Source organism: Streptomyces sp. BoleA5 (genome assembly GCF_000373665.1).
Lineage (GTDB): Bacteria > Actinomycetota > Actinomycetes > Streptomycetales > Streptomycetaceae > Actinacidiphila.
This window is the reverse complement of the sequence record NZ_KB892090.1, coordinates 747,819-771,039: the sequence shown is the minus strand read 5'-3', so window position 1 is coordinate 771,039 and position 23,221 is coordinate 747,819. Positions and strand designations below refer to the sequence as shown.

The following is a 23,221-nucleotide window of genomic DNA, read 5'->3' as shown; positions in this document are numbered from 1 at the left end:
TCGCGGGTCACCGGCGCGTGCGCGCTGGGCGACCTGCGTAACGACGCTCCCCCGCCCCGGGTGTTGCCAGCACGCCCCGAACGGTCGCCGCCCCGGCGCACCCGCGGACCGCCCACGAGCCGAGGCGCCGCCCCGGGTCCCGTGGGCGAGCCCCACCCGGGGACCATGGCGAAGCCCCGCGGCGGCCCGGATGGTTCCGGGCCGCCGCGGGGCTTCGGTGCGTCAGTCGGCGTGCGAGGCGGTCAGTGCTGCCGCTCCTGCCACGCCGCCGCGTCGGGCCGGGGCTGCCGCCTGCGCACGACGGCGATCACGATGCCGATGACGACGACGGCCGGTACGACCAGTATCAGGAGCAGCTCCGGTGCCCCGACTCTGCCGAACATGCGTACCTCCAGGTTGCTTTCCGCTCGAGCGCCGCTCACTGTACGGCGCAATGCCTCCATCGGCTCCCGGGCGCACACCGGTCACCGTGGCCGTCCGCGCCGCCCGGCCCCGCGCGGGCGTCCTCAGCCGGTCCGCACGCGCAGGGCGCGGCGCAGGTCGTCGAGCTGGTCGGCGAGTCGGCGGCGCAGCGCGGGCGTGGGGGCGGGGTCGCCGGTGCGGAGGCACTCCTCGCCGAGGTCGAGCACGGCGGCCTCGACGACGGGGACGGGGAAGGCCCAGCGGCCCGCCGCCTCGGCGAGTGCGGGGCCCCGGCGGGCGGCGACCGCCACCGCGGCGGGGAAGAAGCGGGGCACGTACTCCCGGACGAGGTCGAGCTGTTCGGGTTGCCAGAAGCCCTGGGCGGTGGCGGTGAAGAGGTAGTTGGACAGGGTGTCGCCGTCGAACATCCGCGCCCAGGCGTCCCGCTTGGCCTCCGGGTCGGGCAGTGCGGCCCGGCAGCGGGCGGCGCCCTCCTGGCCGGTGGCGCTGGGGTCGGAGGCCAGTTCGGCCGCGATGTCCTCGTCCGACGCCGCGCCCAGGACGCTGAGCCGGGTGAGGATCTGCCAGCGCAGTTCGGGGTCGAGCGCGGGCCCGCCGGGCAGTGAGCCCTCGGTGAGCCAGCCGCGCAGGGCACCGGGGTCGGCGGTGGCGGCGATGAGCTCGCGAGCCGCGGCCAGCCGCAGCCCGGGGTCCTCGCCGGAGAGCAGGTCGCGGGCGAGCGCCTCCAGCGTGGCGAGCGCGCCGGGTCGTTCGGCGGCGGGCAGGTAGCGGTCGGCGATCTGCCCGCGGGCGAACCCGAGCACCCCCTGCACGACGGCGATGTCGGTCTCGTACGTCAGGTGGGTACGGGCGACGTCGAGGTAGGCGGCGGGCGGGAGTTCGCCGTCCCGGACGAGGTCGCGGGCGGAGTTCCAGACCAGGGCCCGGCTGAGCGGGTCGGGCAGGCCGCGCAGCGCGGCGACCAGGGTGTCCCAGGACCGGGCGTCGAAGCGGATCTTGGCGTACGTCAGATCCTGGTCGTTGAGGAGCACCAGGTCGGGACGGGTTCCAGGACGGGCGCCGGGCGTCTCGCCGTTCGCGGGCACGTCGGTCTCGAAGCGCTCGCGCAGCACCAGTTGCGCCGGGTCGTCGCCGGCGCGGTCGTACGCGGCGACGGCGACGCGGTGCGGGCGGCCGCCCTGCTGCGTGACGTCGAGCCGCCAGCCGCCGTCGGCGTCCGCGGGGACGGGGGTGAGCGTGTCGACGCCGGTCGTGCGCAGCCAGCGGTCGGCCCAGGCGTGCACGTCGCGGTCGGTGGCGCCGGCGAGGGAGTCGATGAAGTCGGCGAGGGCGGCGTTGCCGAAGCGGTGCCGCGCGAAGTGCTCGTTGATGCCGGCGAGGAAGTCCTTGCGGCCGAGCCAGGTGACGAGCTGGCGCAGCGCCGAGGCGCCCTTGGCGTAGGAGATGCCGTCGAAGTTCAGCAGGGCCGAGGCGGTGTCGGGGACGGCCTCCGGCGCGGGGGCGACGGGGTGGGTGGAGGGGCGCTGGTCGGCGTCGTAGCCCCAGCCCTTGCGGGCGACGGCGAAGTCGGTCCAGGTATCGGTGAACCGGGTCGCCTCGGAGAGCACCTGGTAGCCCATGTACTCGGCGAAGGACTCGTTGAGCCAGATGTCGTCCCACCAGCGCAGGGTGACCAGGTCGCCGAACCACATGTGGGCCATCTCGTGGGCGACGACCATGCCGCGGGTCTGCCGCTCGGTGTCGGTGACGGCGGAGCGGAAGACCATCTCGTCGCGGAAGGTGACCAGGCCGGGGTTCTCCATCGCGCCCGCGTTGAACTCGGGGACGAAGGCCTGGTCGTAGGAGTCGAAGGGGTACGGCTCCTCGAACAGCTCGTGGTAGCGGTCGAAGCAGCGCCGGGTGATGTCGAAGAGCTCCTCGACGTCGGCGTCCAGGTACGGGGCGAGCGAGCGGCGGCAGTGCAGCCCGAAGGGCAGGCCCGCGTGCTCGGTGCGCACCGAGTGCCAGGGGCCGGCCGCGACGGCGAGCAGGTAGGTGCTGATCGGCGGGGTCGCCGCGACGCGCCAGCGGCCCTCCGCCTCGCCGGTGCGCTCGGCGACGCCGTTGCCGAGGACGGTCCACGCGGGGGGCGCGGTCACGGCGACCTCGAAGACGGCCTTGAGGTCGGGCTGGTCGAAGGCGGCGACGACGCGCTGCACGTCGTCCAGGAAGAGCTGCGTGTACAGGTACGTCTCGCCGTCGGACGGGTCCGTGAAGCGGTGCATGCCCTCACCGGTGCGGGAGTACCGCATGTCCGCCTCGACCCGCAGCTCGTGGGGTCCGGCGGCGAGGCCGGTGAGCGGCAGCCGGTTGCCGTCCAGGGTCGCGGGGTCCAGCGGCCGCCCGTCCAGGACGGCGGCGTGCAGCACGGCCGGCTTCAGCTCGACGAAGGTGTCGCCGTCGGCGAGGGCGGTGAAGCGGATCTCGGTGGTGGATCCGAACACCTCGTCGCCGCGGGTGAGGTCCAGGTCGACGGAGTAGTGCTGGACGGCGATCAGCCGGGCGCGGGTCTCGGCCTCGGCGCGCGTGAGAGCAGGCATGCCGCCATGCTGCCCCATGCCCGGCCCGTGGCGCACGGGGGTTCCCCACGGCCCGCCGTCGCCCGGCTCCGGCGCCCGGACGTCGGCCCCGGCCTGCCGTCAGGTGAAGATGCCGCGCGGAAGGGTCATCGACACGAGCCAGGACGGCAGGTCCACCGTCTCGTTGATCTTCAGGTCGCCCGCCACGCTGCAGAGCGTGTAGGCCTCGTGCAGGCTCAGCCCCTGGTCGGCGGCGAGCCAGTCGATCATGTCCCGGACCGCGTTCTTGGCGTTCTCCATCAGGTCCGGTCCCGTGCCGGTCGTCTGGTAGTAGCCCTGGGCGAGCATCTCCTCGGACAGGGCCAGCTGGGTCGGGTCCGCGGCGGGCACGACGGCGCGGGGGCCCGCGATCACCGTGTCCGGGACGATGCCGAAGCGCAGGGTGACCGCCATGAGCGTCTCGATGGCCGTCCCGGTCACCTCTCCGTCGCCCTGCGCCATGTGCCCGTCCCCGGCGGAGAACAGCGCGCCCTCGGCGTAGACCGGGATCTGCATCCGTGTTCCCCTGACGAGCTGCCGGATGTCGGTGTTGCCGCCCATTCCGCCGCTGACATCGGGTGGGAAGGTGCGGTACATGCCCTTGCGCAGGGGCGCGACACCCATGATCCCCATGAAGGGCGCGACGGGGATGCGGGCCTGCCGGCCGGTGTCGGCGCCGGTGAACGTGGCGAAGCCGGTGTTCTGGCCGCGCTCGAAGCCGAACAACTGGATGAAAGGGGCGCCGCTGTTGTGGGGTTGGTCCTCCGGCAGGGCACCGGCGGCAGGGCCGGGAGTGGGGTCGCTCAGCTGGGAGGCCTCGCTCCACGGGGCGAGCGGGGCGAGCGGTTCGGGGCGCAGGGATCCGAAGAGGCCCAGGGCGGGGCTGACGACGACGTAGCCGAAGTCCACGAGGGGGGCGACGTCCAGGACCTCGACCTCGAGGATGTCACCTGGCTTCGCACCCTCCACCTCGATGGCGCCGGTGAGCGGATGGACCTTCCCCAGGTCGATGGTCAGGGTCGCCTCGGGGGTCATCGTCCGGGCCGCGGCGCCGATGTCCAGGGCGTCGCGGCACAGCAGTTGGACGACCTCGCCCGGCCGCACCGTGGTGACCGGACGCAGGTCGCGGTTCCATCGGTTGTGCAGCACGTGGCCGAACCCGTCCACGACCTTGTCCCCGTCCGGTCCCGTCGTCACGTCCGGCCCGCCGGCGCCGGCGACGTCCATGCCGCCGACCGTCCCGCCACCCGCCGCCAGTGCCGACAGCGCGGCCGCGGCCGGTCCCGCGGAGGCCTGCTGGACCAGGCTGCGGGCGCCTGCGGTACCAGAATGCACGAAACACATCGCGGCCTCCCGTGGCCCTGCGTCCCGGGTGCCCGGGGCCACCCGGCTTTCGGGGCTCGACCCGGTGTCGGCCGGGCGGCGCCCGAGGCGGCGGGGAACCGGGTGGCGCGCCGCTGCGAGGGCGCGCGACTCCGTCATCCGATGCGGGAGCGGCCCCGCTCCTCACGATCCTCCGCCGGAAATGCCGCGGCAACCGGGGGCGCGGGACGTGCGGGCGAGGACGTTGATGCGACGGTGCGTCATCCGCATCCCGGGCTCACCTCGGACGGACGGCGTGGAGGACACCGAAGACGCCCGTCGCCGGCAGCAGCGCGCCGGTCGGGCCGGCCCCGGACCGAGGGCGCCGGGGGTCCCGGCCACGCACCCCGCGAGGACCACGAGGACCACGAGCGCCCCGGGCGCCGGCGGTCCGGACGGTCGCGGCGGAGGTGGCGCGGACGGCGGACATGGGTCGGGGTCCCTCGGGCGGCGGCGGTACGGACGTCGTGGCCGGCCGCCGGGCGACGGGCGGCCGGCCACGGGTCCCACCGTACTGAGCCCGAGGGTGCCGGGGCCTCCACCGCCGGACGGGTTCCGTATCAGCCGAAAGTATGGTCCCGGAGGCGGGTCTTGCGTCCGCAGGAGGACGCCGGGCAGGCTCGGCGGATGATCGCCACCTTGCAGTGCACCGTGATCGACTGCCCGGACCCGACCGCGCTGGGCACCTTCTACCAGGGCGTCCTGGGCTGGGCGCTGGACACCGCGGACCCCTCGTGGGTGACCCTGACGGCCCCGCACGGTGCCCGGTTCGCCTTCCAGGAAGTGCCCTTCCACCGGCCTCCGCGCTGGCCCGACCCGGAGCACCCCCAGCAGTTCCACCTCGACTTCGACGTCCCGACCCGCGCCGACGTGGAGCGGGCCCACGAGGAGGTCGTGGCGCTGGGCGCCGTCTTCCTGCACGACAGCGGCGGCGAGCGCAGCGGCTTCCGGGTCTTCGCCGACCCGGCAGGGCACCCGTTCTGCCTCTGCTACGGGCAGACTCCGGGGCCGGCCGTCACGGGGTGAGGGGCCGCCGGCCCGGTGTCGCTGTCGGTGCCCGCTTGTACGGTGTCCACATGCCGCCGCCGGGTGCGGCGGCGTGCGGACACACAAGGCCGAGGGGGACGGTATGGACACGGGACGGACGGCGTACGAGCCGGTCCGGCAGGACCCGGACCCCGCGTCGGTGCGCCAAGTCACCTTCGTGCCGTTCCTGCCGGGCGGCCTGGTGGGCGCGGTACGCGGCGGCGACGGGGTGGTGCGGCTGCCCTCCGGCGAGGTGCTGCCCGGAGAGGACTGGATCCTCGACACCGCCGCCCGGGTGCCGCTGGAGACCGCCGGCTACTACCGGCAGCGTGTGCACCCCTTCGCCTGGGACCCCGGGCGGCAGCGGCTCTACGCCTGGCTGGACGGCGACCGCTACCGGGGCCGGCGGCCGCACGCCGCCGACGCGGACCTGGTCGTGGCCGACGCCGGCACGATCGCGGGCATGCTCCCCCAGGGTCCCGACCGGCGTGCCGTGCTGGACGCCGCGCGTTCCTTCCGGGAACAGGACGACGCCTCGTACTTCGCCGACAACCTGCGCCTGCTGGAGCCCGCCTACCTGCGGGCGACCACGCCCGAGGGCGGTTCGGGCTTCGGCCGGGAGCCGGAGCAGTGGCGCGCGCGGCGCTCGATGGTGGTCGAGGCGCTGCACAAGGACGGCACGTTCCTGGACGTCGGCTGCGCCAACGGGCTGCTGATGGATTCGGTGCGGGGGTGGGCGGCGGAGCGGGGCCGGGTGATCGAGCCCTACGGTGTGGACTTCGCCCCGCGCCTGGTGGAGCTGGCCCGGCGCCGGCTGCCGCGCTGCGCCGGGCGGATAGCCGTGGGCAACGCGCTGGGCTGGCGGCCGGCGGACGGCGGGCGGTTCACGTTCGTGCACGCCCTCGCCGACTGCGTGCCCGAGCGCCGGCTGGGCGACCTGGTGCGCAGACTCCTGGCGGAGCTCGTGGAGCCGGGCGGCCGGCTGCTGCTCAGCGTGTACCAGGCGGAGGGCGGCACCGCGCCGACCGCCGCGGAGCGGCTCGCGGCGCTGGGTGTGCCGGTGGGTGGTTCGGCGCGCGGCGCGGGGCCGGAGCGCACGGCGACAACGGCCTGGGTCGACGCGTAGGCTCGAAGCGTCGTACCCGCTTGGGGAGGCGCCGTGACCGAGCCGTCGTCCAGCCCGATCGTGCACGGCTTCCCGCATCTGGAGCAGGTGCGGACCGCCCTGACCGCGCTCTACCGGCGGCTGTCGTACGACACGGTGAGCCGCTTCCCGGCGAGCGTGCGCCCGGAGGCCGTGGCCTTCCCCGCGGACGAGGACCTCCATCTGGGCGCCCAGCGGGTGGCCCGGGCCATCGTGCAGCACTTCCGCCTGCCGGAGGCCCGCATGGTGGTCAGTTTCCGGGACATGGTGCACGCGGGCAACGTGGAACTGGCCGCGGGGCCCGAGTACTTCGTGGAGCTGCACGGCCGCTTCCGGGACGACCGGCGCGACGTCGGGGCGGTGCTGGCGCACGAGGTCATGCACGTCTACCTGCACCGGCTGGGACTGGAGTTCCCCGGAGTGCGGGAGAACGAGATCCTGACCGACACCGCCACGACCTATCTGGGCGCGGGATGGCTGCTGCTGGACTCCTACCGCGAGGAGCCGGCGCTGCTCGGGGAGCGGCTGACGACGGCCGCGTCCAAGCTGGGCTACCTCACCCCGGAGGAGTTCGGCTACGTCCTGGCCAAGCGGGCGCAGGCCTTCGGCGACGACATCGAGCCGTGGCTCACCAGCCCGAGGGCCCGCGAGGCCTACCGGGCCGGACTGCGGGTCGCCGAGGACGATCTGCGGCATCCGCCGATGGTCGGCTGCGGCTGGGCGGGCCGCCGCCGGTACGCCCACGACCGGCGGCGCGGCCTCGCGTACCCGCCCGCCGGCTACGCCTTCGAGGGCGGCGACCCCCTGCGGGTCTCCTTCCCCTGCCCCATGTGCCACCAGCGGATCCGGGTACCCGTGCGGGGCCGGGTGAAGGCACGGTGCGGGCTGTGCCGGACCGTGCTGGAGTGCGACACCTGACCGCGCGGGTGCTCAGCCGGTGGGCGGGGCGGCCTCCCGCAGGAAGTCCAGCAGCGCGGCGTTGACCTCCGCCGGGCGCTCCTGCTGGGTCCAGTGCCCGCACCCGGGCAGCACCACCGGTTCGCGCAGCGTGGGGTGGAGCCGCCGCAGCGCCGGGATCAGCTCGGACATCCCCGGGAAGCCGTGGACGAGGTCGCGGTCGCCGGTGACGTAGAGGGCGGGAACCTGGAGCGCGGCGCCGGTCCAGGGCGCGGTCAGCCGCCAGTTGCGGTCGATGTTGCGGTACCAGTTGAGCCCGCCGGTGAAGCCCGGCCCGGCGTACTCGGCGGTGAAGGCGTCGAGGTCCTCCTCGGTGAGCCACTCCGGCAGTTCCTCGGGCTCCTCGACGATGCCTAGGAAGCCGCCGCCCGGCGGTACGAGGGGCTGCGCCGGAACCGGGTCGTTGGCGGGGTTGGCGCCGCAGGCGCCGTACAGGAGGCGCCGGAAGGTCGTCCGCGGGTCGGCGGCGAACTCGGCGTCGGCGACACCGGGCCGCTCGAAGTAGTTCCAGTAGAAGTGCCCGCCGTACAGCTCCCGCATGGCCCGCAACGGCGGTGTGCCGCCGCTGCGCAAGGTCGGCGGGACGCTGAGGCCGGCGACGGCGCGGACGACGTCCGGCCGCATCAGCGCGGTGTTCCAGGCGACGGGGGCGCCCCAGTCGTGGCCGACCACGGCGGCGCGGCTCTCGCCGAGGGCGTGCACGAGGCCGACGACGTCGCCGACGAGGTCGAGGACGGTGTACTCCTCGACGGCACCGGGCCGTTCGCTGCGGCCGTAGCCCCGCTGGTCGGGGGCGACCACCCGGTAGCCGGCGGCGGCGAACGGCCCGAACTGGTGGCGCCAGGAGTACCAGCACTCGGGGAACCCGTGCAGCAGCAGGACGAGCGGGCCCTCGCCCGCCTCCGCGATGTGCAGCCGGATTCCGTTCGCTTCGACGGTGCGGTGCCGGACCGCCGCGCGCCCCGCGCTTCGGGGGACCTTCACGGCGTGACGATCGGGAAGTCCTGGTCGGCGGCGTCCAGCAGCCCGACGAGGGTCGCGACCACCTTCAGGTCCCCCTCGTGCTCCACTCCCTCGAAGCGGCCGCCCGCGAGGAGCCGGTGCAGCTCGGGCCGGGTGAGGGTGAGCGTCAGGTCGGCGTTCCGTACGGCGGGGCGCCCGTCCTGGGTGGAGAAGTAGGTGAGGGCGCCGTTGGAGAGGGTCAGGTGCCAGGTGCGGTGCTCGTCGGTGAGGCGCCAGTCGATGGTCAGGTGGACGTCCCACGCCTTGGGGCCGTTGACGCGGATGGCGAGGGAGTCGATGAGCTGGTCGACGGTGAGGGCGGCCATCACGTCCGGGTTGGCGATGACGACCGGGGTCCTGGTGACGCCCTGCCGCAGTTCCTGGGCGCCCATCAGGTAGAAGTTGCGCCAGGGCCCGTTCTCGCAGCCGTGCCCCAGGCGCTCGTAGAGCAGGGCCAGTTCCTCCACCGCGCAGGCGTGCCCGGGGTCGGCGAAGACGGCGTGGCCCAGCAGGGTGACGGCGAAGCGCAGGTCGCCCGCCTCGGCGTACTCCCTGGCCTTGGCGACGGTGGCGTCGGTGCCGCCGAGGCAGTCCACGTAGCGGCGCGCCTCCGCCACCGGGGGGTGCTGCCACAGGTGGGCCGGGTTGCCGTCGAACCAGCCCATGTAACGCTGGTAGACGGCCTTCACGTTGTGGCTGAGGGAGCCGTAGTAGCCGCGGTTGGAGTTGAGCCGTTCCAGGGCGGGGGGCAGGGTCAGCTCCTCGGCGATCTCGCTGCCGGTGAGGCCCCGGTTGATCAGCCGCAGGGTCTGGTCGTGGAGGTAGGCGTACAGGTCGCGCTGGTGGGACAGCAGCCGGTGGATGCCCTCGCGGCTCCAGGTCGGCCAGTGATGGGAGGCGATGACGACGTCGGAGGCGTTGCCGAAGAGGACGAGGGCCTCGTTGAGGTAGTGCGCCCACAGCCGTGCGTCGCGGACCTGCGCGCCGCGCAGGGTGAGGACGTTGTGCATGGTGTGCGTGGCGTTCTCCGCCATGCACAGCACCCGGTTGGCGGGAAAGTGGAAGTTCATCTCGGCGGGCGCCTCGGCCCCCGGGGTCAGCTGGAAGATCATCCGGACCCCGTCGATCGTCTCGTCCTGGCCGGTGCGGGTGACGTGCACGGTGGGCGGGATCAGGGTGACGGTGCCCGTGGAGGCGGTCTGGCCGAGGCCGCAGCCGATCTGCCCGGCCGGGCCCTTGGGCAGTTCGGAGCCGTACATGTAGACGGCGCGGCGGGTCATCGCGACCCCGGCGTCGACGCTCTCGCCGGCGGCGTGCTCCAGGAAGCCGGACGGGGCGAGGACGGGCACCGGGGCGTGGCCGTGCGGCAGGACGCCGCGGGCGCCGCCGAAGTGGTCGACGTGCGAGTGGCTGTAGATGAGGGCGGTGACGGGCCGGTCCCCCCGGTGCTCGCGGTAGAGGGCGAGGGCGGCGGCGGCGCACTCGGCGGAGCGGAGGGGATCGATGACGACGACCCCGCGGTCCCCCTCGACGAGGGTCATGTTCGACAGGTCGAGGCCGCGTACCTGGTAGATGCCTTCGACGACCTCGAACAGGCCCTGCCGGGACGCGAGCCGGCTCTGCCGCCACAGGCCGGGGTGCGCGGTGTCGGGGCACGGGCCCTGCAGGAAGGAGTACGCGTCACCGTCCCAGACCACCCGGCCGCCGCCGTCGGTGACGCGGCCGGGGGTCAGGGCACCGAGGAATCCCCGGTCGGCGTCGGCGAAGTCCGTCGTGTCCTCGGTTGCGCCGGGTGCGAGAGCCGTCATGACGACACAATGTCAGCGTTTAGTCGGAATTGTCACGCTCATGTGCGCCACCAGCGGCGCAGCACCTCCTCCGCGGGTTTGCCGTGCGGGCTGTACGCGAGCCGGGCCGGGGTCTCACCGCTGTCCGGCCAGTCGTCCCACATCCACCAGCACACCCCGGCCCACCAGCGCTCCCCGTCCAGGGCGGAGAGCAGCGCCTCGTAGGCGGCCGCCTGTTCGGCCTCCCCCGGCTGCCGGCTGACGGTCCAGGAGTACGGCGCCGTGGTCGCCCCCCGCTGGCTGACGTACCCGGCCTCCGTGAACAGCACGCGGCGGTGGTACCGGGCGGAGTGGCCGGCCAGCTCCCGGATGACGGGCCGCCAGGCGTCGCGCAGCCTGCGGGCGTCGGTGGTGGGGCGGTCGGCCAGCGGCCAGTAGGCGTCGACGCCGATCAGGTCGAGGGCGCCCCAGAAGGGGACGTGCTCGTACTCGTCGTAGTTGGCGGCGTAGACCAGCGGACCGTCGTAGGCCTCCCGGACGGCGCGGATCACCGCCTCCCAGCGCCTACCGTCCCTTGAGGTGCCGGCCAGTTCGGTGCCGACGGAGAACCGCTCGACGCCGAGCGAGCCCGCCAGTTCCGCGTAGTGGGTGATGAAGCGGGTGTACGAGGCGAACCACGCGCCGGGGACGGCGGGCGTGATGCCGGCCCGGTCGCCACCGCCGGTGAGGTCGACGTGCGGCTTGAGCAGCACCTTCAGGCCGGCGGCGTGCGCTTCTCGGACGATCCGCCGCAGGCTCGCGTCGCTCGCGGTCTCCCCGGTGGTGCGCATCGAGGAGTCGTGGATACCGGACTGGTACCAGGTGGGGGTGAAGGACACCCACCGCGCGCCGGTGGCGGCGATGCCGCGCAGGTAGCGCCCGGCCGCTGGGCTGTCGTAGTCGTCCGCGGCCCAGGAGGGCAGCGCGATGCCGCGGACGCGGTCGTCCGCGGTGTCGCGGGGGCGCTCGTGCGGCCGGTCGTCGGAACGGTCCGCGGGCCGGGCGCCGACGGTGGCGCAGCCGGCGGTGAGGGCGAGGACCGCCGCCGCGACGGTCGCGGCGGCGGTCCTCCCGACCAGGGTCATCCGGCGGTCGCGGGGCTGACGAAGGTGTAGCCCAGGGCGCGGATGCCCTCGACCGTCTCCTTGAGCGGCTGGACCGGGTAGTAGGGGTGGTAGAAGAAGCTGGCGTAGCCGTCGCGCACGGCGAGATTCGCCTTGGCCGAGGCGATCAGGTCGGCCGGCAGGCGCACCGGGTGGTTGTTGTAGGCCTCGGGCTCGTAGTTGCCGATGTTCTCGGGCAGCACCTTGGTGCCGTACACGTCCTTGACCACGTAGGGGAAGAACTGCCCGATGAAGCGGTTGGGGTCGGCCGTACTGCCGCCGAGAGTGCCGGAGAAGTACAGCGAACGCTCCAGGCGCGCGGTGTAGTTCCGGGCGAAGACCTTGTAGTCGGTGGCGGAGGCCGCGTAGTGCGGGGTGGTCCACAGCCTGGGCACCGGCAGGCCCGCCAGGGCGAACTGCGTCAGGCCCAGGGTGACCCGGGTCTGCGCCCACAGGGCGGAGTCCCCCGTGACCGGCCCGTCGTAGACCACGTTGTCGGAGGCGTCGACGTGGGCCCGGTAGAACTCGAAGTCGTCGCCGGTGACGCCGTTGTAGGGGTTGGCGGTGTTCCCGTGCTGGTGGGTGTACCCGTGGTTCATCAGCACGGCGCCGTGCTGGAGCATGTACTTCAGGGTGGCGACCAGTTGCGGACGCTGCACCAGGGTGACCGTCTGCGGCTGACCGTTGTTGTACGTGCCCTTGGGGTCGGTGTAGACGGGGATGACGTTGATGCCGTAGGGGATCTGCTCCGCGGCGAGGTAGTCGGCGATGGCCCGTAGCTCCGCGGGGTCGGAGTTGGGGCTGATGTCCTCCAGCCGCATCATGGCCCGGTGCCGCTCGGCGGTGGCGGGGGCGAGGGAGTCGAAGAGCAGGTCCTGGAAGGCGATGATCCGGTCGCTCTCGGAGACGTAGGCGAAGGGGATCTCACCGACGTAGGTGAGGTTGCCCGAGCGCAGCGCCCACGGGAAGTCGGTGCCCGTGCTGGTGTCGCGGGCGGTGGCCAGCCGTGTCACCGCCGGGTAGCCGGGCCCCGGCATGACGGCGGGCCGCAGCACGCCGCCGTCCTGGCCGGCCGGGACCTTCCGGGTGAGGGTCTGGTCCTTGTACGTCACCTGCGTGACGGTGCCGACGCTGCCGTTCGCCTCGAAGTACGACGCGGTGGGGTCCCAGCCGTACTTGTTCTGGAACTGGGCGACGCCCGTCGCGTTCGCCAGCGACCAGATGTTGTCGGCGAGCCAGGTCACCGGGCGCGTGGTGGTGACCACGTCCTGGTAGAAGGCGGCGGGTACGGCGTCCGGGACGCTTCCGCCGTAGTAGGTGGAGCCGATGTAGTAGGTGGCCGTGTACTGGCCGACCATGCCCGCGGTGTACTGCGAGACGGGCTTGGCGGTCACCGTCCCGAAGTGGCCGGCGAGGTTGGCGGTGGCCATGGCGTACAGCTCGCCGAGGTGCCCGTAGGGGCCGGCGGTGTCGTACAGGACGAGCGCGGTGGTGCCCGCGTCGGCGGCGGCCGCGGCCCGCGCGGAGCCGGCTGCCAGCGGGGCGCGCGCGCCGGCGAGGTCGCGGCCGGCCCGTGGCGGCTGTCCCGCACGGCGGACCGGGGTCATGGCGCGCCGGTCGCGGTCGGCGGCGCGCTGGGCCTTGGCCCAGCCCGAGAAGTCGACCTCGCCGAGGCCGGCGCGGCCGCCCGGGGACTCGCCGCGGTGGCGGTGGTCGCCCTTGCCGGCCGGAGCGTGATCCGCGGCGCCGCCCGCCGGGGCGGACAGGAATGCGGCCCCGAGCAGGGCCACGATGAGCATGACGACGACGGAGAGCCGGGACTTCCCGGACCTCCCGATACGGGATTGCAATTTCCCCCCAATGCACCAGTACGGAACAGGCCGCCGATTGTTCAGAGCGGCAATGCCCGCTGTCAACACGATCATCGGTTTGACTTCTCGTTCGATCATCCATTCCATAATGGAGACCGAAGCCCCCGGAAGGGTGAATCCCCCTTTGGGTGCACGCCCCCGAGCTGCGGCGTTGCGGCACGGGCCGGGAAGGCCACCCCACGCTTGACGCGGAGGGCGATGATCATCAAAAAGTATCTGCTAACTTCCTGCCCTGGAGTTCCGGGCTGCCTTTCGCACCGGAGCACATTGGGGGGACACACTCATGTACGGAAGGCCCGCCCTGGGCACGATGCTGCCGCTGGCCGGTATGGCCACGGCTTCGAGAACCGTTCCTGGCATTCCGTTCGCCAGGGGTTTACAGATAGCGGCAGGACTGGGCTTCCTGCTGTATTGCCTGATCGCATTCGGTCTTATAGCGGCGAGACTCTGGCTCCGCCGGCCCTCGGCCCGTGCGGCGGCGGCCGGCCGCCCCTCCGGGGGCGGGTCATGACGGGCCAGCTCGGGTTGTGGGCCGCGACCGCCCTGATCGTGCTGGCCGGGACCTACAACACCACGCTGTTCCTGCTCTCCCGGCGGCACATCCGCCGGGTCCGCCGGCCGGGACGGCAGCGCTTCTACGTCTTCCTGCTCGCCTGCCTCAACGAGGAGAAGGTCCTCGCCGAGAGCCTGGCCCGGATCACCTCGCTGCCCGCCGACAGCTTCGTGGCACTGGTCATCGACGACGCCTCCGACGACCGTACGGCCGAGGTCGCCCGGGCCGCCGACAGTTCACGGGTCTGGCTCTACCAGCGCCGCCTCCCCGACGCCCGGCGCGGCAAGGGCGCGGCGCTCAACGCGGGCGTGCGCCACCTGCGGGCCGCCGGTCTGCTCGGCCACCGCGCTCCCGAGGACGTCGTCATCTGCGTCGTCGACGCCGACGGCCGGCTCGACCCGCACACCATCCAGGCGGTCGACCCCTGCTTCGACGACCCGGCGACCGGCGCCGTCCAGATCGGCGTCCGCATGTACAACCGCCACCTGGGCCTGCTGGCCCGGCTGCAGGACATGGAGTTCGTCGTCTACGGCGACGTCTTCCAGAGCGCCCGGCGCTTCCTGGGCAGCGTCGGGATGGGCGGCAACGGGCAGTTCATGCGGCTGTCCGCACTCGACACCCTCGGCGGCGACGGCCCCTGGAGCGACAGCCTGACCGAGGACCTCGACCTCGGGGTCCGGCTCATCGCCCGCGGCTGGCGCAACCAGTACTGCACCACCGCCGCCGTCTCCCAGCAGGCCGTGCTCGACGTACGGCGCCTGGTGCGGCAGCGCTCGCGCTGGTTCCAGGGGCATCTGCAGTCGGCCAACCTGGTCCCGCTGATCCTGCGCGAGGTGGCCACCCGCCCGGCCCTGGACCTGCTCTACCACCTGTCCAGCCCGGTGCTGATCCTGCTCACCTCGCTGCTGCCGCTCTCCTTCCTGGTCGCCGTCGCCGGCACCGTCCTCGCCTCGTTCCAGCAGGGCCGGCCGCTGGTGTCGCCGATGTGGCTGCTCGGCCCGTACCTGCTCTCCTTCACCGCGGCCTACGTCTACGGCTTCGTCTACGCCAGGCGCGAGCGCACGCTCGGGCTGGTGCGCTCCGTCCTGGTGGCGCACGCCTTCATCCTCTACGGCTACATCTGGTTCGCCGCCGGCTGGTGGGGCCTGTGGCGGATGGCCACCGGCAAGCGCACCTGGCTGAAGACCGCGCGCACCTGACGGCACGCACTCCTTCTCACACCAGCACACCAGCACACCAGCACACCAGCACCACCGTCCCAGGGGGGAACCATGTCCGCTCACCCAGCCGAACTGCCCGAAGTGCCGGGAACCATCCGCGCGATGCTCGTCCTCGGCACCCGGCCCGAGGTGATCAAACTGGCCCCCGTGGCGCGTGCCATGGCGGCCTCGCCGCTGTTCGAACCGGTCGTGGTCACCACCGGGCAGCACCGCGAGATGCTCCACCAGATGCTGGAGCTGCTCCAGGTCCCCGCCAAGGCCGGGCTCGACGTGATGCGCGAGCGCCAGCGGCTCCCGGAGCTGACGGCCCGTCTGGTGGAGGGGCTCGGAGAGGTCATCCGCGACGACCGCCCGGACCTGGTGATCGTCCAGGGCGACACCACCACCGCACTGACCGGGGCGCTGGCCGCCTTCTACGAACGGGTCCCGGTCGCCCACGTCGAGGCGGGCCTGCGCACCGGCGTCCTCGACAACCCCTTCCCCGAGGAGCTCAACCGCCGGCTGATCGGACGGATCGCCCGCTGGCACTTCGCCCCCACCTCGCGGGCCGCCGCACACCTGCTCGCCGAGGGCACCCCCGGCACCCAGGTGTTCACCACCGGAAACACGGTCGTCGACAACCTGCTGTGGGTGCTCGGCGAGGGCGTCGGACGCAGTGCCTTCCCCGGCAGCGGCCGCCGCCGGGTGCTGCTCACCCTGCATCGCCGGGAGAACCAGGGAGAGCGGATGCGCGCCATGGGCCGCGCGCTGCGCCGGCTGGGCCAACGAGGGGACGTGGAGATCCTGCTTCCGCTGCACAAGAGCCCGGCCGTGCGCGACGCGCTGCTGCCCGAACTGACCGGCCACCACGCCGTGCACGTCGTCGAGCCGCTGGGCTACCCCGACTTCGCGGCCACCCTCGCCGACTGCGAACTCGTCCTGACCGACTCCGGCGGCATCCAGGAGGAAGCGCCCAGCCTCGGCAAGCCCGCGCTGGTGCTGCGTACGACGACCGAGCGGCCGGAGGCCGTGGAAGCCGGCGCCGCCAGGCTGATCGGCACCGACCCCGAGGCGATCCTCGCGGCCGCGGGCCGGCTGCTGGACGACCCGGCCGAGTACCACCGGATGGCGACCGCGGGCAATCCCTTCGGCGACGGACGGGCCGCCGAACGCGTGCTCGCCCAGCTCGCCGAGGACTTCGGGGAGGACGTGCCCACCACGCTCTCCTCCGCGGTCCCGCCGCCCCGCGCCACGGAGCCCTCCCCCGCGGTATGACCACCGCCCTGAACTCCTCCGCGCCCAGGCCGCTGCGCCCCCGGCGGCGGAGGGGCCCGCGGTCCGTCGGGCTGGTGCTCGCCCTGCTCCTGGTGGTGGGCGGCGTGGTGTACGCCTGCCAGGGCCGCGGAAGCGCCGGGCCCGGCTGGGCGGACGGCACGGTGCACGGACCCTGGCTGTCGGTGTACGACGGGTACGGCGACAACCGGGGGGACGCAACATCGCTGCGGCTCGCTCCGGGCGCGGCGGACCGGCCGGACGTCACCCACGCGGGCCTGGTGGTCTCCACCGAGGAGTACGGGAACATGGCGTACACGGCGCGCACCCGGACACTCCGTCAGCTGCGCACCCCGCTCCCCAACCCGTGGGAGGTGCCGTGGCTGGTCTGGGCGTACCGCGACCCGGAGCACTTCTACTACCTCGCCCTCAAGCCCAACGGCTGGGAGCTGGGCAAGCGCGATCCGGCCTACCCGGGCGGCCAGCGCTTCCTGGCCACCGGTCCGGCGCCGTTCCCCACCGGGCGCTGGTACCGGATCGAGGTGGAGCAGCGTGGCGGCACGCTCACGATCGCGGTCGACGGGCGCTTCCTGACCGCGTACACCGATGCCGAACGCCCCTACGCCCGGGGCGCCGTGGGCGCCTACACCGAGGACGCCCGGGTGGAGTTCGACGAGATGGCAGTGCGGCGCCTGCCCCCGGTCGGGTGAGGGCAGGCGCCGCGTTCCGTTCCGTACGCCTTTGTACGGGACGTCTCAGGGGTGACGGAGGGTCAGACCGTCAGCGGGCGATCCGTCGGGCGGATCGGGGCCGGCAGGATGCTCGCGCCGGTGAGGTAGTGGTCCACCGCGCGGGCCGCGGAACGGCCCTCGGCGATGGCCCACACGATCAACGACTGGCCGCGGCCCGCGTCACCCGCGACGAAGACCCCGTCCACATTGGTGGTGAAGTCCTTGTCGCGGGCGATGTTGCCGCGGGCGTCGAGCTCCAGGCCGAGCTGATCGACCAGGCCGTTGCGCTGGTCGGTGCCGGTGAAGCCCATGGCGAGGGTGACCAGTTCGGCCGGGATGACCTTCTCGGTCCCGGGCTGCGGGACGAACTTCCCGTCCTGGAACTCGACCTCCACCAGGTGCAGCGCCTTGACGTTGCCGTTCTCGTCGCCCTCGAACCGCATGGTGTTGACGGCGTAGACCCGCTCGCCGCCCTCCTCGTGGGCGGAGGTGACCTTGTACGTCATCGGCATGGTCGGCCAGGGCTGGTGCGACGGGCGCTCGTCCGACGGCCGCGGCATGATCTCCAGCTGGGTGACCGAGCGGGCGCCCTGCCGGTGCGCGGTGCCGACGCAGTCGGCGCCGGTGTCGCCACCGCCGATGACGACCACGTGCTTGCCCTCGGCGGACACCGGCGGGGTGACGAAGTCGCCCTCCTGCACCTTGTTGGCCAGCGGCAGGTACTCCATGGCCTGGTAGACGCCGCCCAGTTCGCGTCCCTCGACGGGCAGGTCGCGCGCCGCGGTGGCACCCGCGGCGATGACCACGGCGTCGTAGCGCTTGCGCAGCTTGGCCCCGTCCATGTCGCGGCCGATCTCGACACCGGTGCGGAACTTGGTGCCCTCCGCGCGCATCTGCTCGATACGCCGGTTGATGTGCCGCTTCTCCATCTTGAACTCGGGGATGCCGTAGCGCAGCAGACCGCCGATGCGGTCGGCCCGCTCGTACACGGCGACCGTGTGGCCCGCCCGGGTCAGCTGCTGGGCGGCGGCCAGACCCGCCGGACCGGAGCCGATGACGGCGACGGTCTTGCCGGAGAGCCGGTCCGGGGGCTGCGGGGTGACGTCCCCGCTGTCCCAGGCCCGGTCGATGATGGTGACCTCGACGTTCTTGATGGTCACCGCCGGCTGGTTGATGCCGAGCACACAGGCGGACTCGCAGGGGGCCGGGCAGAGGCGACCGGTGAACTCCGGGAAGTTGTTGGTCGCGTGCAGGCGCTCGCTGGCGGCCTTCCAGTCCTCGCGGTAGGCGTAGTCGTTCCACTCGGGGATCAGGTTCCCCAGCGGACAGCCGTTGTGGCAGAAGGGGATGCCGCAGTCCATGCAGCGTCCGGCCTGCTTGGTGATGATCGGCAGCAGGCCGCCGGGAACGTAGACCTCGTTCCAGTCCTGCTTGCGCTCCTCGACCGGACGGGTCGGAGCGGTCTCGCGGGGCGTGGTGAGGAAGCCCTTCGGGTCAGCCATTTGCCGCCTCCATCATCTTCGCGACGGTCTCGGACTCGGAGAGCCCGGCTTGCTCGGCGGCGTACTTGGCGGCGAGCACTGCCTTGTAGTCCCTCGGCATGACCTTGCCGAAGCGGGTGAGGGTGTGGCCCCAGTCGGCGAGGAGCTTCTCGGCGACCGTGGAGCCCGTCTCCTCCTGGTGGCGGCGCACCACGTCGTGCAGCCACTTGATGTCGTCGGCGTCCAGCTCCTCGACGTTCACCATGCCGGTGTTGACGTTGTCCGGGTCGAGGTCGAGGACGTACGCGATGCCGCCGGACATGCCCGCCGCGAAGTTGCGGCCGGTCGGGCCGAGGACGAGCGCGCGGCCCCCGGTCATGTACTCGCAGCCGTGGTCGCCCACGCCCTCGGACACGACGGTGGCACCGGAGTTGCGGACGCAGAAGCGCTCGCCGGTGGTGCCGCGCAGGAAGAGCTCGCCGCCGGTGGCGCCGTAGGCGATGGTGTTGCCGGCGATGGTCGAGTACTCGGCCAGGTGGTCGGCGCCGCGGTCGGGACGGATGATCACCCGGCCGCCGGACAGGCCCTTGCCGACATAGTCGTTGGCGTCGCCCTCCAGGCGGAGCGTGATGCCCTTGGGGAGGAAGGCACCGAAGGACTGGCCCGCGGAACCGGTCAGGGTGATGTCGACGGTGTCGTCGGGGAGCCCGGCGCCACCGTACTTCTTGGTCACCTCGTGGCCGAGCATGGTGCCGACCGTGCGGTTGACGTTGCGGATCGCGACCTGGGCGCGGACCGGGTCGCCGTTGTCGAGGGCGTCCGCGGCGAGCGCGATCAGCTCGTTGTCGAGCGCCTTCGCCAGGCCGTGGTCCTGGTCGGTGGTGCGGTGCCTGGCCGCGCCCTCGGGCAGGTCGGGCACGTGGAAGAGCGGGGCCAGGTCCAGGCCCTGCGCCTTCCAGTGGTCGACCGCCGCGGTGGCGTCGATCAGCTCGGCGTGGCCTACGGCCTCCTCGATCGAGCGGAAACCCAGCTCGGCGAGGAGCTCGCGGACCTCCTGCGCGATGAACTCGAAGAAGTTCACCACGTACTCGGCCTTGCCGGAGAAGCGGTCGCGCAGCACCGGGTTCTGGGTGGCGATGCCGACCGGACAGGTGTCCAGGTGGCACACCCGCATCATCACGCAGCCGGAGACCACCAGCGGCGCGGTCGCGAAACCGAACTCCTCGGCACCCAGCAGGGCGGCGATGACGACGTCGCGGCCGGTCTTGAGCTGGCCGTCGGTCTGCACCACGATGCGGTCGCGCAGACCGTTGAGCAGCAGCGTCTGCTGGGTCTCGGCCAGACCCAGCTCCCAGGGGCCGCCCGCGTGCTTCAGCGAGGTCAGCGGGGAGGCGCCGGTGCCGCCGTCGTGGCCGGAGATCAGCACGACGTCCGCGTGGGCCTTGGAGACGCCCGCCGCGACCGTGCCGACGCCGACCTCGGAGACCAGCTTCACGTGGATGCGGGCCTGCGGGTTGGCGTTCTTCAGGTCGTGGATGAGCTGCGCCAGGTCCTCGATGGAGTAGATGTCGTGGTGCGGCGGGGGCGAGATCAGGCCGACGCCGGGGGTGCTGTGCCGGGTCCTGGCCACCCACGGGTAGACCTTGTGGCCGGGCAGCTGGCCGCCCTCGCCGGGCTTGGCGCCCTGGGCCATCTTGATCTGGATGTCGTCCGCGTTGACCAGGTACTCCGAGGTGACGCCGAAGCGGCCGGAGGCGACCTGCTTGATCGCGGAGCGCCGCGCCGGGTCGTACAGGCGGTCCGGGTCCTCGCCGCCCTCGCCGGTGTTGGACTTGCCGCCCAGCTGGTTCATGGCGATGGCCAGTGTCTCGTGCGCCTCGCGCGAGATGGAGCCGTACGACATGGCGCCGGTGGAGAAGCGCTTGACGATCTCCGAGACCGGCTCGACCTCGTCGACGGGGATCGCGGGGTGCTCGCCGTCCTTGAACCGGAACAGTCCGCGCAGCGTCATCAGACGCTCGGACTGCTCGTTCACCCGGTCCGTGTACTGCTTGAAGATGTCGTAGCGGCGGGAGCGTGTGGCGTGCTGCAGCCGGAAGACCGTCTCGGGGTCGAACAGGTGCGGCTCACCCTCGCGGCGCCACTGGTACTCGCCGCCGATCTCCAGCCGGCGGTGCGCCGGGGCGATGCCGGAGGCCGGGTACGCCTTGGCGTGCCGGGCCGCGACCTCCTTGGCGACGACGTCGAGGCCGGCGCCGCCGATCTTGGTCGTGGTGCCGTGGAAGTAGGTGTCGACGAAGTCGGTGTCCAGGCCGATGGCCTCGAAGACCTGCGCGCCGCGGTAGGAGGCGACGGTGGAGATGCCCATCTTGGACATCACCTTCAGCACGCCCTTGCCCAGCGCCTTGATCAGGTTCCTGATGGCTGCCTCGGGCTCGACGTCCGAGATGAAGGTGCCCGCGCGCAGCAGGTCCTCGACGGACTCCATCGCCAGGTACGGGTTGACCGCCGCGGCGCCGTAGCCGATGAGCAGCGCGACGTGGTGCACCTCGCGGACGTCGCCGGCCTCGACCAGCAGGCCCACCTGGGTGCGCTGCTTGGTGCGGATGAGGTGGTGGTGGACGGCCGAGGTGAGCAGCAGCGACGGGATCGGCGCGTGCTCGGCGTCCGAGTGCCGGTCGGAGAGCACGATCAGGCGGGCGCCGTCCTCGATGGCGGCGTCCGCCTCCGCGCAGATCTCGGTGAGCCGCGCGGCCAGGGCGTCGCCGCCGCCGGAGACCCGGTACAGACCCGACAGGGTCGCGGCCTTCAGGCCCGGCAGGTCGCCGTCGGCGTTGATGTGGATGAGCTTGGCCAGCTCGTCGTTGTCGATCACCGGGAACGGCAGGGTGATGTTGCGGCAGGAGGCCGGAGAGGGCTCCAGCAGGTTGCCGGACGGTCCGACGGCGCTGATCAGCGAGGTGACCAGCTCCTCGCGGATGGCGTCCAGCGGCGGGTTGGTGACCTGCGCGAACAGCTGGGTGAAGTAGTCGAAGAGCAGCCGGGGCCGCTCGGACAGCGCCGCGATCGGCGAGTCGGTGCCCATGGAACCCAGCGGCTCGCCGCCGGTCTTGGCCATCGGCGCCAGGAGGATCCGCAGCTCCTCCTCGGTGTACCCGAAGGTCTGCTGGCGGCGGGTGACCGAGGCGTGGGTGTGCACGATGTGCTCGCGCTCGGGCAGGTCGTCGAGGTGGATCAGGCCGGCGTCCAGCCACTCCTCGTAGGGGTGCTCGGCGGCGAGCTGGGCCTTGATCTCGTCGTCCTCGACGATCCGGTGCCGGACGGTGTCGACCAGGAACATCTTGCCGGGCTGCAGGCGGCCCTTGCGGACCACCTTGTCCGGGGCGATGTCGTCCAGCACGCCGGACTCGGAGGCGAGCACGACCAGGCCGTCGTCGGTGACCCAGTAGCGGCCGGGGCGCAGGCCGTTGCGGTCCAGGACGGCGCCGACGACGGAACCGTCGGTGAAGGTCACGCAGGCCGGGCCGTCCCAGGGCTCGATCAGGGTGGAGTGGTACCGGTAGAAGGCACGCCGGGCCGGGTCCATCGAGTCGTGGTTCTCCCACGCCTCGGGGATCATCATCAGCACGCTGTGCGGCAGCGAGCGGCCGCCGAGGTGGAGCAGCTCCAGCACCTCGTCGAAGGTCGCCGTGTCGGAGGCGTCCGGGGTGCAGACCGGGAAGATCCGCTCCAGGTCCCCGCCGAAGTGGCCCGAGGCGAGCTGCGACTCGCGGGCGCGCATCCAGTTGCGGTTGCCCTTGACGGTGTTGATCTCACCGTTGTGGGCGACGAAACGGTACGGGTGCGCCAGCGGCCAGCTGGGGAAGGTGTTGGTGGAGAATCGGGAGTGCACCAGGGCGATCGCGGTGGCGATGCGCTCGTCGGACAGGTCCGGGAAGAAGGGCTCCAGCTGGCCGGTGGTCAGCATGCCCTTGTAGACGAGCGTGCGCGCCGACAGCGACGGGAAGTAGACGTCCGCCTCGCGCTCGGCGCGCTTGCGCAGCACGAAGGCCGGGCGGTCGAGCTCGATCCCGGTCCGGGTGCCCGCGGCGTCCGCGACGAAGAGCTGGGAGAAGTGCGGCATCGTCGAGCGCGCCGTGGCACCGAGGGTTTCGGGGCCGATCGGCACCTCACGCCAGCCGAGGACGGCGAGACCCTCCTCGGCGGCCAGCCGCTCGATGGACTCGACGGCCTTGCGGCGGTCCTCGTCCTCGACGGGAAGGAAGGCCGTGCCGACCGCGTACCGGCCGGCGGCGGGCAGCTCGAAGCCGGCGACCGCCCTCAGGAACGCGTCCGGGACCTGCATCAGGATGCCCGCGCCGTCGCCGGAGTCCGGCTCGGAGCCGGTGGCCCCGCGGTGCTCCAGGTTGCGCAGCACGGTCAGTGCCTGCTCCACGAGCGCGTGGTCCGCCTCACCGGTGAGGGTGGCCACGAAACCGACGCCGCAGGCGTCGTGCTCGTTGCGGGGGTCGTACATCCCCTGGGGGGCGGGACGCCCGTCCATGTGGGCCCGGCCGGAACCGGCGCCGGCGGCCTGGGGGTGCGTGGACGCGGAACGCATCGGCTCTCCCGTCGTCGTCATCTGGCATATGACATGCGCACTAGGGACGACGTTGGCCCTCTGCGATTTCGTGC

The 23,221-nt window shown here is 72.8% G+C and carries 15 protein-coding genes; 6 read left to right on the top strand and 9 right to left on the bottom strand.

The window, feature by feature from the left end:
* Window positions 1-242: 242 nt before the first annotated feature.
* From B085_RS49080 to B085_RS45385, 3 genes are all read right to left on the bottom strand, one after another.
* Complete coding sequence (locus B085_RS49080; protein ID WP_018557199.1) at window positions 243-383, bottom strand: hypothetical protein; 141 nt, start codon at window positions 381-383, stop codon at window positions 243-245.
* 123 nt (window positions 384-506) lie between these two features.
* Window positions 507-3,002 carry an aminopeptidase N gene (pepN, locus tag B085_RS0103615; protein WP_026250636.1) on the bottom strand — a complete coding sequence of 832 codons (2,496 nt, stop codon included), beginning with the start codon at window positions 3,000-3,002 and terminating at the stop codon, window positions 507-509.
* 99 nt (window positions 3,003-3,101) lie between these two features.
* Window positions 3,102-4,355, bottom strand: coding sequence for an acetamidase/formamidase family protein (locus tag B085_RS45385; protein WP_158689642.1), 1,254 nt, complete (start codon window positions 4,353-4,355; stop codon window positions 3,102-3,104).
* Window positions 4,356-5,009: 654 nt separating this feature from the next.
* Here B085_RS45385 and B085_RS0103605 point away from each other — a divergent pair.
* The 3 genes from B085_RS0103605 (at window position 5,010) to B085_RS0103595 (ending at window position 7,470) form a co-directional block, all read left to right on the top strand.
* Window positions 5,010-5,408, top strand: coding sequence for a VOC family protein (locus B085_RS0103605; RefSeq protein WP_018557196.1), 399 nt, complete (start codon window positions 5,010-5,012; stop codon window positions 5,406-5,408).
* A 103-nt stretch (window positions 5,409-5,511) separates the two neighbouring features.
* Entirely contained in the window at window positions 5,512-6,534 is a 1,023-nt protein-coding gene (locus B085_RS45380; protein ID WP_018557195.1) for a class I SAM-dependent methyltransferase, read from the top strand.
* A gap of 33 nt (window positions 6,535-6,567) precedes the next feature.
* On the top strand, window positions 6,568-7,470 hold the full coding sequence (locus tag B085_RS0103595) for a hypothetical protein (protein ID WP_018557194.1): 903 nt from the start codon (window positions 6,568-6,570) through the stop codon (window positions 7,468-7,470).
* 12 nt (window positions 7,471-7,482) lie between these two features.
* Here B085_RS0103595 and B085_RS0103590 read toward each other — a convergent pair whose 3' ends face one another.
* Genes B085_RS0103590 through B085_RS0103575 form a run of 4 tightly spaced genes read right to left on the bottom strand, consistent with a single transcriptional unit; the run spans window position 7,483 to window position 13,290 of the window.
* The gene (locus B085_RS0103590) at window positions 7,483-8,493 is read right to left on the bottom strand and encodes an alpha/beta fold hydrolase (RefSeq protein ID WP_018557193.1); all 1,011 of its coding nucleotides are present in this window, start codon (window positions 8,491-8,493) and stop codon (window positions 7,483-7,485) included.
* On the bottom strand, window positions 8,490-10,319 hold the full coding sequence (locus B085_RS0103585) for an alkyl/aryl-sulfatase (RefSeq protein ID WP_018557192.1): 1,830 nt from the start codon (window positions 10,317-10,319) through the stop codon (window positions 8,490-8,492). The genes B085_RS0103590 and B085_RS0103585 overlap by 4 nt, the downstream gene beginning before the upstream one ends.
* Window positions 10,320-10,357: 38 nt before the next feature.
* Window positions 10,358-11,422 (bottom strand): glycoside hydrolase family 113, encoded by a 1,065-nt coding sequence (locus tag B085_RS0103580; protein ID WP_018557191.1) that lies wholly within the window; start codon window positions 11,420-11,422, stop codon window positions 10,358-10,360.
* Window positions 11,419-13,290 carry a DUF2334 domain-containing protein gene (locus tag B085_RS0103575; RefSeq protein ID WP_234018475.1) on the bottom strand — a complete coding sequence of 624 codons (1,872 nt, stop codon included), beginning with the start codon at window positions 13,288-13,290 and terminating at the stop codon, window positions 11,419-11,421. The genes B085_RS0103580 and B085_RS0103575 overlap by 4 nt, the downstream gene beginning before the upstream one ends.
* A 528-nt stretch (window positions 13,291-13,818) precedes the next feature.
* Between B085_RS0103575 and B085_RS0103570 the strand changes: the two genes are divergently transcribed.
* The 3 genes from B085_RS0103570 to B085_RS0103560 all read left to right on the top strand — a co-directional run bounded on the left by B085_RS0103570 (window position 13,819) and on the right by B085_RS0103560 (window position 17,045).
* Entirely contained in the window at window positions 13,819-15,063 is a 1,245-nt protein-coding gene (locus B085_RS0103570) for a glycosyltransferase family 2 protein (RefSeq protein WP_026250634.1), read from the top strand.
* Between the two features lie 72 nt (window positions 15,064-15,135).
* The gene (gene wecB, locus B085_RS0103565) at window positions 15,136-16,338 is read left to right on the top strand and encodes a non-hydrolyzing UDP-N-acetylglucosamine 2-epimerase (RefSeq protein ID WP_051101922.1); all 1,203 of its coding nucleotides are present in this window, start codon (window positions 15,136-15,138) and stop codon (window positions 16,336-16,338) included.
* Complete coding sequence (locus B085_RS0103560) at window positions 16,335-17,045, top strand: hypothetical protein (protein ID WP_018557187.1); 711 nt, start codon at window positions 16,335-16,337, stop codon at window positions 17,043-17,045. Before wecB ends, B085_RS0103560 begins: the two co-directional genes overlap by 4 nt.
* Before the next feature lie 62 nt (window positions 17,046-17,107).
* Here B085_RS0103560 and B085_RS0103555 read toward each other — a convergent pair whose 3' ends face one another.
* Both B085_RS0103555 and gltB read right to left on the bottom strand, forming a co-directional pair.
* On the bottom strand, window positions 17,108-18,568 hold the full coding sequence (locus B085_RS0103555; RefSeq protein WP_018557186.1) for a glutamate synthase subunit beta: 1,461 nt from the start codon (window positions 18,566-18,568) through the stop codon (window positions 17,108-17,110).
* Entirely contained in the window at window positions 18,561-23,147 is a 4,587-nt protein-coding gene (gene gltB / locus B085_RS0103550; RefSeq protein ID WP_018557185.1) for a glutamate synthase large subunit, read from the bottom strand. Before gltB ends, B085_RS0103555 begins: the two co-directional genes overlap by 8 nt.
* Between the last annotated feature and the right edge of the window lie 74 nt (window positions 23,148-23,221).

Bases quoted from the DNA above. Each gene is read 5' to 3' on its own strand.
- B085_RS0103580 (WP_018557191.1), bottom strand. From the start codon at position 11,422: ATGACCCTGGTCGGGAGGACCGCCGCCGCGACCGTCGCGGCGGCGGTC.
- gltB (WP_018557185.1), bottom strand. From the start codon at position 23,147: ATGCGTTCCGCGTCCACGCACCCCCAGGCCGCCGGCGCCGGTTCCGGC.
- B085_RS0103605 (WP_018557196.1), top strand. From the start codon at position 5,010: ATGATCGCCACCTTGCAGTGCACCGTGATCGACTGCCCGGACCCGACC.
- B085_RS0103555 (WP_018557186.1), bottom strand. From the start codon at position 18,568: ATGGCTGACCCGAAGGGCTTCCTCACCACGCCCCGCGAGACCGCTCCG.
- B085_RS49080 (WP_018557199.1), bottom strand. From the start codon at position 383: ATGTTCGGCAGAGTCGGGGCACCGGAGCTGCTCCTGATACTGGTCGTA.
- B085_RS0103585 (WP_018557192.1), bottom strand. From the start codon at position 10,319: ATGACGGCTCTCGCACCCGGCGCAACCGAGGACACGACGGACTTCGCC.
- B085_RS0103570 (WP_026250634.1), top strand. From the start codon at position 13,819: ATGACGGGCCAGCTCGGGTTGTGGGCCGCGACCGCCCTGATCGTGCTG.
- pepN (WP_026250636.1), bottom strand. From the start codon at position 3,002: ATGCCTGCTCTCACGCGCGCCGAGGCCGAGACCCGCGCCCGGCTGATC.
- B085_RS45380 (WP_018557195.1), top strand. From the start codon at position 5,512: ATGGACACGGGACGGACGGCGTACGAGCCGGTCCGGCAGGACCCGGAC.
- wecB (WP_051101922.1), top strand. From the start codon at position 15,136: ATGTCCGCTCACCCAGCCGAACTGCCCGAAGTGCCGGGAACCATCCGC.
- B085_RS0103560 (WP_018557187.1), top strand. From the start codon at position 16,335: ATGACCACCGCCCTGAACTCCTCCGCGCCCAGGCCGCTGCGCCCCCGG.